The 10072-nt window shown below is 58.6% G+C and carries 7 protein-coding genes and 2 pseudogenes; 6 read left to right on the forward strand and 3 right to left on the reverse strand.

Annotation, left to right across the window (positions count from 1 at the left end):
- Window positions 1–34 precede the first annotated feature (34 nt).
- The 6 genes and pseudogenes from PM2_RS27275 to PM2_RS27300 form a co-directional block, all read left to right on the forward strand.
- A complete protein-coding gene (locus PM2_RS27275) occupies window positions 35–1234 on the forward strand; it encodes an ATP-grasp domain-containing protein (RefSeq protein ID WP_023662028.1) in 1200 nt (399 codons plus the stop codon).
- Window positions 1231–3012 carry an IucA/IucC family protein gene (locus PM2_RS27280; protein WP_023662027.1) on the forward strand — a complete coding sequence of 594 codons (1782 nt, stop codon included), beginning with the start codon at window positions 1231–1233 and terminating at the stop codon, window positions 3010–3012. The genes PM2_RS27275 and PM2_RS27280 overlap by 4 nt, the downstream gene beginning before the upstream one ends.
- Complete coding sequence (locus PM2_RS27285) at window positions 2997–4139, forward strand: MFS transporter (protein WP_023662026.1); 1143 nt, start codon at window positions 2997–2999, stop codon at window positions 4137–4139. Before PM2_RS27280 ends, PM2_RS27285 begins: the two co-directional genes overlap by 16 nt.
- Entirely contained in the window at window positions 4136–5911 is a 1776-nt protein-coding gene (locus PM2_RS27290) for an IucA/IucC family protein (RefSeq protein ID WP_023662025.1), read from the forward strand. Before PM2_RS27285 ends, PM2_RS27290 begins: the two co-directional genes overlap by 4 nt.
- Window positions 5908–7092, forward strand: a complete 1185-nt coding sequence (locus tag PM2_RS27295; RefSeq protein ID WP_023662024.1) for a type III PLP-dependent enzyme — start codon at window positions 5908–5910, stop codon at window positions 7090–7092. The genes PM2_RS27290 and PM2_RS27295 overlap by 4 nt, the downstream gene beginning before the upstream one ends.
- A gap of 1025 nt (window positions 7093–8117) precedes the next feature.
- A pseudogene (locus tag PM2_RS27300) lies at window positions 8118–8324 on the forward strand (DUF3422 family protein); the annotation flags it as partial.
- Window positions 8325–8562: 238 nt separating this feature from the next.
- On the opposite strand, the gene PM2_RS27305 reads toward PM2_RS27300, so the two are convergent.
- From PM2_RS27305 to PM2_RS31030, 3 genes and pseudogenes are all read right to left on the reverse strand, one after another.
- Window positions 8563–8760: a hypothetical protein gene (locus PM2_RS27305; RefSeq protein ID WP_023662023.1), complete on the reverse strand. Its 198-nt coding sequence runs from the start codon at window positions 8758–8760 to the stop codon at window positions 8563–8565.
- Between the two features lie 366 nt (window positions 8761–9126).
- Window positions 9127–9540 carry a hypothetical protein gene (locus PM2_RS30470; protein WP_080694032.1) on the reverse strand — a complete coding sequence of 138 codons (414 nt, stop codon included), beginning with the start codon at window positions 9538–9540 and terminating at the stop codon, window positions 9127–9129.
- Window positions 9540–10072: pseudogene (locus PM2_RS31030) on the reverse strand (integrase); the annotation flags it as partial. The pseudogene PM2_RS31030 and the gene PM2_RS30470, both read right to left, overlap by 1 nt.

The following is a 10072-nucleotide window of genomic DNA, read 5'->3' on the forward strand; positions in this document are numbered from 1 at the left end:
CGGGACGGGCAACTGCTGCCCCCAGGAACCTGCCATGCAACGTCCATTCATCATCCTTGCCCATGTCGCCCACCCTGCCATTCTCGAGGGCTTCCTGCCTGCCGCGCACAAACGCGGGTTACCGATCGTGGTCATCACCGACCACGCTCAGGAACACCGGCGACTGCTCGCCACCTCGCCTATTTCGCCGGAACAGCTGCACGTCATCGAATGTGATGTGTTCAATCCGCTAGCGGTCATCGAGACACTCAACGGTCAGGGCTTGCGCCCCGTCGCCGTGTTCTCCAACAGCGATCACCTGCAGACCGCGACAGCGATGGTGGCCGAGGCCTTCGAATGCCCTGGCAAGGACTGGCGGTTGTGCTATGCAGCGAAGAACAAGGCAGCCATGCGCGAGCGCATGCAACGTCTAGGTCTGCCCGGGCCATGGTTCCAGGTGCTCACATCGAACTCCAGATTGCCGACCGATGCGCCGTGGCCAGTGGTCGCCAAGCCTCGTGAAGGCGTCGCCAGCCTGGACGTCAGACTGTGCCACGACGCCGCCGAATTGACCGCTTACTGCGAGCAGTTCTGGCAGCAGCAACCGGATCGGGCGCTGTTGCTGGAGGCGTACATGGAAGGTCCGTTGTTCACCCTCGAAACCCTGGGCGACGGACGCAACCTGCAAGCCATCGGAGGCTTCGACGTCACCCTTTCACCGCCGCCGCATTTCGTAGAAATCGCCGCGCGCTGGAATGGACAACTCAGCCGCGCCCAACGTGCCGCCGCGCTGGCTCAAGTGGCCGCGTTCGGGGTCAATTTCGGGGTTTGCCACAGCGAGTTCATTCTGACCGCCCAAGGCCCGGTACTGGTTGAGATCAACTACCGCAGCATCGGTGATGGTCGCGAGTTCCTGCTGGATCGGCTGCTGCCACAGGGCTGGTTCGACCGCATCATCGCTTTGCATCTGGGAGAAAAGCTGGTCGACACGCAACCCGCACAAGCCGAAGCAACCGTTCATTACCTTGTGGCCGACTGCTCGGGACGGCTGAAACAGGCCAGTGCCAGCTTCAATATCGAACGTGAGAGCCATTGGTGCGATTACCGCGCACTTCACAACACCGGCGACACCGTGACCATCAGCCATTCCAACAAGGACTACGTCGGCGTACTGAGACTGATCGCGCCGGATGAGGTGAGCCTCGAAACGCAACTGAATTCGACGCTGAACGACCTGAAGTGGGTGATGGCATGAGCCTGTATCCGGACGCCGCGGATCAGGCGTTCATTACTCGACGCATCATCGATTGCTGCCTGCGCGAGGACATCCGAGGGATCGTCAGCACAGGACAGATTTGTCGGTTGCCGGAAGAACTGAGTCAACACTTGCAGTATCAGCCCGACGCAAACTGGCTGCGAATCGCCCATCTGGGCGCCGACGAACTATGGCTGCCGGTGGTCAACGCGTATCCGTTGCAGGACTGGATCGGTACAGGCGACGCTTGGATCAAAGTGTCGCCGCAAAGCCACGGCGAGACTCAACGCGGCTACGGGCTCTGGCTGGGCCACCTGAGCCACGGTCTGGACGAAGAAAGTCTGGCACTGTTCGCGGCGTATCTGAAAGAAGCAGATTGCGCGAGCGAACAACGGACCCTGTGCAATCAGGCGTATCGCCAACATGCGCCCGCGCTGAGCGACGTGACCGACCTGAAGGACTGGTCGCAGAGGCTGCTGAAGATCGATCAACTGGCGAGCTACCTGGATCACCCGTTTTATCCAACGGCGCGGGCCAAAAGCGGCTTCGATGCCGCCGCGCTCAGAGGCTACGCGCCAGAGTTCGCGCCGCGCTTCGAACTCAATTGGCTGGCGATTCCCAACAACGCCCTGACCCTGACCAGCCCGCAGCCGCCGCACTGGCCGAACTTCGAGGAAGTCGGCTTGTCATCGACCCTGCAAAACAGCCATTCATTACTGCCAGTACACCCGCTGACATGGGGCGAACTGGAGCAATACGGCTTGCCTGAAGGCACGCTCAAGGCTCCACGTACCGCCATGCAGGTCGAGCCAACGCTGTCTGTGCGCACGGTGGTCTGCATCAATCAACCTCAGTGGCACATCAAACTACCGTTGTTGGTCAGCACGCTCGGTGCGCGCAATTTGCGCCTGATCAAGCCCAGCACCCTATACGACGGTCACTGGTTCCAGACCACCCTGCAGGCCTTGACCGAGCGCGATCCGGCACTGGCGTCACGTTATCTGCACGTCGACGAAAAACATGGTGGTCATGCCGCCGAAAGTCGTCACCTAGCCTATATCGTGCGCCGTTACCCGACGGGTCTTGAGAACACCACACTCGTACCTGTCGCCGCGTTGGCCAGCCCGCTTGCCGATGGACGCCTTTTCCTCGAACAGTTGACCGAGCGCTTCTACGCAGGTTCGTTGCAACACTGGCTGGACGATTATCTCGATCTGCTGCTGCAGGTCCATCTGCGACTGTGGCTGCATTACGGCATCGCGCTGGAGGCCAACCAGCAGAACGCCGTATTGATGTTCGAACAAGGTCAGCCATTGCGTCTGCTGATGAAGGACAACGACGCCGCTCGCCTCTGGCCTCAGCGCTTGGCCGCTGCCTGCCCGGATCTCACTGACCTGCCGGCAGCCTTGCAGGATGAGCGCATTCGCGTCGACAGCTGCCAACCGTTGGCCGAGATGTTCTGCACCATCACCTTGCAGCTGAACATCGTGGCGATCCTGGAAGCGATAGCAACCGCAGGCCTGGCCTCTCGCTCCAGCCTGTACGGCACGCTGCGTCAGCGTCTGATGACCTGTCTGCAACAACTCGAAGCCGAAGGCATCGACTGTCACGATGCGCGTCGATGGCTGCTCGACAGCCCGAAATTGCCGGTGAAATACCTGCTCAGCGCCGGCAGCCTGTTCAGCAAGGCGCATTCCGGTGCCAGCGACATCAACAAGTTCTATGGCTACAGCGCGGCAAACTTCCTGCTGGAGGACGCTCCATGCAACGACGTTTGATCTCCAGCGTCTTGCTGGGACACTACCTCTCGGCCTTCACGGCGCTGGGTATTCCGTTGTACCTGCCGCGCATCCTCGCCGACCTCGCACCTGACACACCAGGCTGGGCCATCGGTGTGCTGTTCGTACTGCCGACACTCTGCACCGCACTGGCGGCGCCGATCTGGGGACGCTGGGCCGATCGCAACGGTTGTCGCCTGTCGTTGCTGCGCGCCCATGTCGGGCTGTTCGCGGGCTTTCTGCTGGCAGGCTTCAGCCCCAATCTACCGGTGTTCGTCCTGGCGCTGATCATCCAGGGCACCTTCGGCGGGGCGATGGCGGCGTCCAATGCCTACCTGTCGACGCAGTTCAAAGAGGGCGATCTGTCCAGCGCCCTGAACTGGACGCAGTATTCGGCACGCCTGGCGATGATCAGTGGCCCGATCCTGTTGGGGCTGCTGACCGCGCAAGGCTTGGGATTGAGCCTGTATCGTTATCTGGCCTGGTTACCGCTGCTGGCCTTCGTGCTCATCCTGCCGCTGCCCAAGGACGCCCCCAAACATGCCTTGGCCACCAAAAAAGCCGAGGCATTGGGCGAACTGCCTGAAGACATGCCGCGACTACTGGCGGTGCAGTTTCTGTTCAGCTTCGCGATGGTCGTCACCTTTCCCTACTTCGTGCCCTTCGGCGAGCAACTGAACATTGGCAACGATGCCTTGATCGGCATGCTCTACAGCCTGCCGCATCTGGTTTATCTGCTGGCCCTGCCCTGGGTGCAGAAGCATCAGGGCAACCTGCTGTTGCCGGGACTGGCGCTGCTGGCAATCAGTAACGCGCTGCAATTCTGGAGCGTACAGGCCGAGCCGCTGTTCGCTCTGCGTCTGCTCAGCGGAGCCGGCATGTTGCTCAGTTTTGTCGGGTTGCACCGCTGCCTGAGCCAGCGCAGCCGCAAAGGCAGCGCCGGTCGCCTGTTCGGCTGGTTCGACTCCAGTGGCAAATGGGCCGGCACCGCGGCCGGTGTGACTGCCGCTCTGGTCAGTCAGACCTGCGGCATCGCGTCCCCCTTTCTCGTTGCGTGCCTGGCAGCCATGGCGGCCATGGTGCTCGCGCGCCCTCTATTGATGACTTCCCGGGAGATTCCGGCATGACGCTCGCTCTGAATACCGTATCGCTGAACACCGTATCCTTGCATGACCATGCCCTCGATGGCGAAGCCCAGCGACATGCCATCGAGTGCCTGCTCAATTGCTATTTGCGCGAATACGCATCGCCGCGCAACGAAGTGAACCTGAACTATCAAGCCCAGGATCTGCCGATGAGCCTGCGCCAGGCCAATAGCCGTTGCATCAGCATTCGCCTGCCCAGTGGCCGCTTGGTCGTACGCATCGACCGCGCCAGCCTTCTGGGCCGCTGCCACTACATCAGCGCCCCCTATTTCAAAGGCAACAACCAGAGCTGGCGACCGTTGAACGCCCCCGAACTGGCACGCCTGCTCTGTACCCCACTGAGTGGCGCCGAGCGCGTCGGCGAGATGCTGCAACAGGTCGCCAACAGCCTGCAGATCACCCGCACCTTTCTGCGTCATTCACGCCCGGCCAACGAAGCAACCGACAGCCTGCTGGCGTCCGAGCAACACCAGCTATGGGGCCACGCCCTGCATCCGACGCCGAAAAGTCGCGAGGGCATTTCCCATGACGATTTGCTGGCCTGCTCGCCGGAAGTCGGGGCGCGCTTTCAGTTGCACTGGTTCAAGGTCGATCCGACGCTGATTCGTCATCAAGGCGAGGATCCGCGCAGCACGCTGCGCCAACTCTCGGGGCGCGACGACGCCTATCCGTGCCACCCCTGGGAAGTCGCCCGCGTGCTTGCCGACCCGCTGGTACAGCGTGCGCAACAACAGGGTTTGATCGAATACCTCGGCCCCCTGGGTCAGGCCATGTACCCGACGTCTTCGGTGCGCACGCTCTACCATCCGCAGATGGCCTATTTCATGAAGTTCTCGATGCACGTGCGCCTGACCAACTGCGTGCGCAAGAACGCCTGGTATGAACTGGACAGCGCCGTCGCCCTCACTCGCCTGCTCCGCCCCGTCATGAGCGAGTTGGCGACGCAACAACCGGGCTTCATGTTGATGCCCGAGCCCAGTGCCACCAGCCTGGACCTCAGCGCCCTGGGTACGCTGGAGGAGGCCCGCGAAGCCACCGAATGCTTCGGTATCGTTTACCGGGAAAACCTTCCCGTCGCCGACCGCGAGCGGTATCAGCCGCAAGTGGCAATGGCGCTGTTTACCTGGGATCAACAAAGTCGCAGTGTCTGCCACCCACAGGTACAGCGCTACGCCGACAACACCGGCTTGACCATTGAGCAAGCCACGCTGAACTGGCTGGATGCCTATGCCAGTCAGATGCTCGGCGGTGTGCTGTATTGCCTGTTCCGTCAGGGCGTGGCGCTGGAGCCGCATTTGCAGAACACGGTCATCGGCTTCGCTGAAAACGGCCTGCCCAGTCAGGTCTGGATTCGCGATCTGGAAGGTACCAAGCTGGTCCCTGAAATCTGGCCCGCTGAACGCCTGAGTGCGCTGGATGAACGTACCCGCAGCTCGGTGTACTACAGCGCGCAAAAGGCCTGGCAACGAGTGGGCTACTGCGCACTGGTGAACAATCTCGGCGAAGCGATCTTCCATCTGGCCAACGGCAGCGGCGCGCTGGAACAACAATTGTGGGACCGAATCGGCGACCTGCTGCACGCGCAATCCACGCGTCTGGGCCATCCGACAGAACTGCGTGAGTTGTGCGCCGGCGCGCCCTTCCCAAGCAAGGAAAACTTCATGACGCGCCTGATGATGCGCGCCGACCGCGAGGCCGGTTACACCTTACTGCCCAGCCCGCTGGCGATGACTGAAAAGAGGAAACACGCATGAGCCTTCCTGCCTCCGTCACCCGACGCATCGAGCAGCTCAAGACTGAACACGACGCGCCATTGTGCGCCTACGTCTACGACCTGCCTGCCCTTGAACGGCACGTAAAGGCAATGCGTCAGGTACTGCCCGAAAACTGCGAATTGTTCTACGCCGCCAAGGCCAACCCGGAAGCTCTGGTGCTGAAAACCCTGGCGCCGTGGGTGGACGGTTTCGAGGCTGCCTCCGGCGGCGAGCTGACGTGGCTGCATGAACAGTGCCCCGACCAGCCGCTGATCTTTGGTGGCCCCGGCAAACTCGATCGCGAATTGGGTATCGCCCTGCAGTACCGGATTTCGGCGTTTCACGTGGAGAGCGTGACCGAACTGCGAAGTCTGGCGCGCATCGCCCGCGAACGCGGTGTGCGGGCTCCGGTGATGCTGCGGCTGAATCTGAAGCTGGCCCAGACACCGCAGAGCCGATTGGTCATGGGTGGCAAACCCACGCCGTTCGGTCTGGATGAAGAAGGCCTTGCAAGCGCCCTGCAATTGCTGCGCGAAGAGCCGTCCCTAGAGCTCAAGGGACTGCATTTTCATCTGTTGTCGCACCAGTTGGATGTCGACGCGCACCTTGAATTGATTCGCAGCTACTTCCTGACCTTCCGCCAGATATGCGCCAACCACGACCTGCAACTGCCGCTACTGAATGTCGGCGGAGGGATGGGCATCAACTATCAGGACGCGGCGCAGTCGTTCAACTGGCCACGGTTTTGTCAGGGCCTGAAGGGGTTGATCGATGAGTACGACATGGGCGCGACGCGCATGCGTTTCGAGATCGGCCGCTTCATCAGTGCTGCATGTGGCTACTACGTGATGCAGGTGCTGGACATCAAAAGCAGCCACGGCGAGTTCTTCGCCATCGGACGCGGCGGTACTCATCACTTTCGCACTCCTGCGGCTCAAGGCCACGACCATCCGTTCACGGTACTACGAGGCACTCAGCCGGCACAAATCAGCGATCAGTCCGTGACGCTGGTGGGTCAGTTGTGTACGCCAAAGGACGTCCTTGCCAGACAACAACCGGTGGCGCAGCTAGCGATTGGTGACCTGCTGGTATTCACTCTCGCGGGCGCCTATGCCTGGAACATCTCGCACCAGAACTTCCTGATGCACGAACCACCGTTGAAGGTTTTTATCGAGGGCTGATTCCAGGTTACTGTCAGCCTCTGTGCTGCCCATTCCCGTATCCGTGATTGCTTGTCCGATGTGTCCTTCAAACTCTTCGGACAGCTTTCATCCTTTAACTGAATTTTCAACGGATGGGAAGTAGGTGGCGATAACTCCTTTCGAAGTCCCATATTGAGGCTTCGGCACTTGCCGATGGGGTTGCCGTCTGCCAGCGGACAGCATGCCGAGATGACAATCCGGGTCATATGATGAGTGGGTCAGAGCAATTTTGACACTCCCTGTGAACAATCGGGATAAACTCACTCGCGATCTTGCAGTTCAAGCACAGGGTGCAAAATGCGAGACCTTTCGAGTAATCGGTCAGAAGCGTCATAGATGCCGTGTTCGCCGCATTTCAGTAGCCATATGGGGCTCCATCGATTTCGGGGGCTGCACCATGCGATGTTCACGACATTACTTTTTGTACACCGCCTAGGGCGTCTGCTGTCGATTTATAACGGGTAGAGGCCGGGATAGAAATTGCTCATCTAAGCCCTTGCTGTAAGCGTTATAGGCCCACCGCACAAATTGTTCGAGTAGTCGATCATTCTCCATTTGCAGGCGCCCATTCTCACCTTCCAAACGTGCAATGCGGTCGTTTGCCACTTGCAATTCGGGGCTGACGACTTTCTTCGCCCAACCGAAGTTTCGAGTATTTGCTTACGCAACATGCACGCACGTTTAATTCGTTCATGCTTATGCAACGCTTGGCGCGTATAGGTCCCCTTCAAATGACGTGCGATGCTTATGATCAGCAGATCCCAAGTCAGTTTCCCAGACCAGCCGTCGAGGATGGATACAATATGCTCAACGGCACTGGGGGTTAGGTTTCTCGAACGAGTCATTTTAAGTCCTCAGCCTCTATGCGTGGCACATTTGGACCCACAGAGCCCTGTCCAGTATCCCTGTGATCATCTGACCCTGCATGTTGGGCAGATTCACTCGTTTAGCCCTCGCAGCGCCGCAGATAGTGAAGACCTTTACCCTTCAATTGGCGGCCGTGTGCCACTCAGGCCTATGCTCAATTGGTGTTCGAGCGCTTGGGTGAATTGCGAGAAAGTCACGTAGGTGATTGCCAACGCCTTGGCGTGTTTATCGAGCGTCGCTTCAAACCCACCGTCAGGTACTGCACCGCTACCGAACAGCGACTGGAGCATTTGGCCAAAAGCGTGGCCAACCTAGGCGATCTGTTGCAAGCACGGGTCCAGGTACCGCGCCGCCCACGTGACACGTGAGCGGCGTTTCTATTTGAAGGCCTGGCTCCAGAAACACCCAGAAGTCGATTTTATGAAGCTAAGAGCAAGGCGTTTCTCCAATAAGTAAAGACTAACAACAAGCCCGAGCCATCCTTTGGTCGTGGTAGGAATGGCCGATTTCTGCCTTTGGTCAACGGCTGTTTTGGGTCGTTATGAGCCTCTCAACTTTGATGGCTGGTCGGATGTCTGGATGTCAAAGCGCCCATTCGTGGCCTTCTCCAACGACTTGGTGCGATTCGCTGACCACGATGAGCGACTTACCGCGATGCACCAAGCAGAAGCTAGATACGAGGTCAGCGTCGACACCGACTGCGGACGTTGTATCGCCAAGCGTGCCGATCCAGACATAGCGGTGGGTTTCCAGGCAGGCCAAGTAGTAGCCGGTCGGCATAGCATTGCTCCATCGATGAAATTGCGGACCCCAAGCGTGCTGAAGTTTTAGAAGACAGATGCAGTCGAAGCAAAAGTGAAAAGTCAAAGCCCGCCCGCCTAAAATAGTCGCTGCTGCCTACTCGATACCTGCCCCATCATGTAAACATCTCCTTGACCACGGAAAAATCCGAGGATGGAGCCGCATCGCGTAGTCTGTGCTGTCACCTTCGAACGGTGCAGTATCGACCGGCGCAACTACAATCTTCGAACCAAGGAATAGCCAATACTGCAAGCGGCGACGGAAAGGCTGTTTACCAAAGGTAATGATCCACGTACCCGTACGCTACACAGCGTGATCTACACCAACCTAAGCCTTTACCACTCGCTAGGGTGTTTGCTGTCGATTGATGGCCGGTAGAGGGCGGGATAGAAACTGTTCATCCAAGCCCCGGCTGTAAGCGTTGTAGGCCCACCGCACAAATTGCTCAAGAAGTCGATCATTCTCCATTTGCAAACGTTCATTCTCTCCCTCCAAACGTGCAATTCGATCAGTTGCTACTTGTAACTCAGGGCTAGTGACCTTCCTCGCCCCAAGCGAAGTTGAAAGTACCTGCTTGCGCAAAATAAAAGCGTGCTTAATCCGTTCATGTTTATGCAACGCCTGACGTGTATAGGTCCCCCGCAAGCGACGCTCGACACTTATGATCAGCAGGTCCCAAGTTAATTTTCCAGACCAGCCATCAAGGATGGAGACAATCTGCTCAACAGCAGCGGGGGTTAGATTTCTTGATCGAGTCATCACAAGTCCTCAGCCCCTATGCGTGGCACATTCGGGTCCACAATTCCTTGTCCTATCTCCCCGTGCTCGTTCAGTACTCGATGATGCACCAGTATCTGCTCAAGCTTTGACGCGGGGACGATTCCACATGGCTGGATAACCGCATTTAGGCCAACAGAGGGGTCGTCAAGAATTGCACACAGCTCATCTAATCGTTTCAGCGTCAATGTCTGATGCTCTACCCAACGGTTGGCACCAAACTCCTCCTCTCCGAGGGCCTTCAAGGCTTGCGCCAAAAGGGCTTGAGTCTCCTGACGATGCTGGCGAATGGCACGTTCTCGGGCCCCATCGCCCTTGATACACACATGCTCATCACAATTCAGGCAATCTCGGTGTAGCTGGCAGGGGAGCATTGAAAAATCGTGCAGGCAATAACCGAGATCCGTTGTATGGGCACTCATGATCTTCAGGGCCGCAAACTGATCACGCGCGATCAAGCTACTTGGGGGAATACTTGCCACATGCCCGGCTGATTTTTCCAGGTCACCTAAGG

Source organism: Pseudomonas monteilii NBRC 103158 = DSM 14164, assembly GCF_000730605.1.
GTDB lineage: Bacteria > Pseudomonadota > Gammaproteobacteria > Pseudomonadales > Pseudomonadaceae > Aquipseudomonas > Aquipseudomonas monteilii.

Coding starts and splice junctions, on each gene's coding strand:
- PM2_RS27275 (WP_023662028.1), top strand. CDS start 35: ATGCAACGTCCATTCATCATCCTTGCCCATGTCGCCCACCCTGCCATT.
- PM2_RS27280 (WP_023662027.1), top strand. CDS start 1,231: ATGAGCCTGTATCCGGACGCCGCGGATCAGGCGTTCATTACTCGACGC.
- PM2_RS27285 (WP_023662026.1), top strand. CDS start 2,997: ATGCAACGACGTTTGATCTCCAGCGTCTTGCTGGGACACTACCTCTCG.
- PM2_RS27290 (WP_023662025.1), top strand. CDS start 4,136: ATGACGCTCGCTCTGAATACCGTATCGCTGAACACCGTATCCTTGCAT.
- PM2_RS27295 (WP_023662024.1), top strand. CDS start 5,908: ATGAGCCTTCCTGCCTCCGTCACCCGACGCATCGAGCAGCTCAAGACT.
- PM2_RS27305 (WP_023662023.1), bottom strand. CDS start 8,760: ATGCCGACCGGCTACTACTTGGCCTGCCTGGAAACCCACCGCTATGTC.
- PM2_RS30470 (WP_080694032.1), bottom strand. CDS start 9,540: ATGACTCGATCAAGAAATCTAACCCCCGCTGCTGTTGAGCAGATTGTC.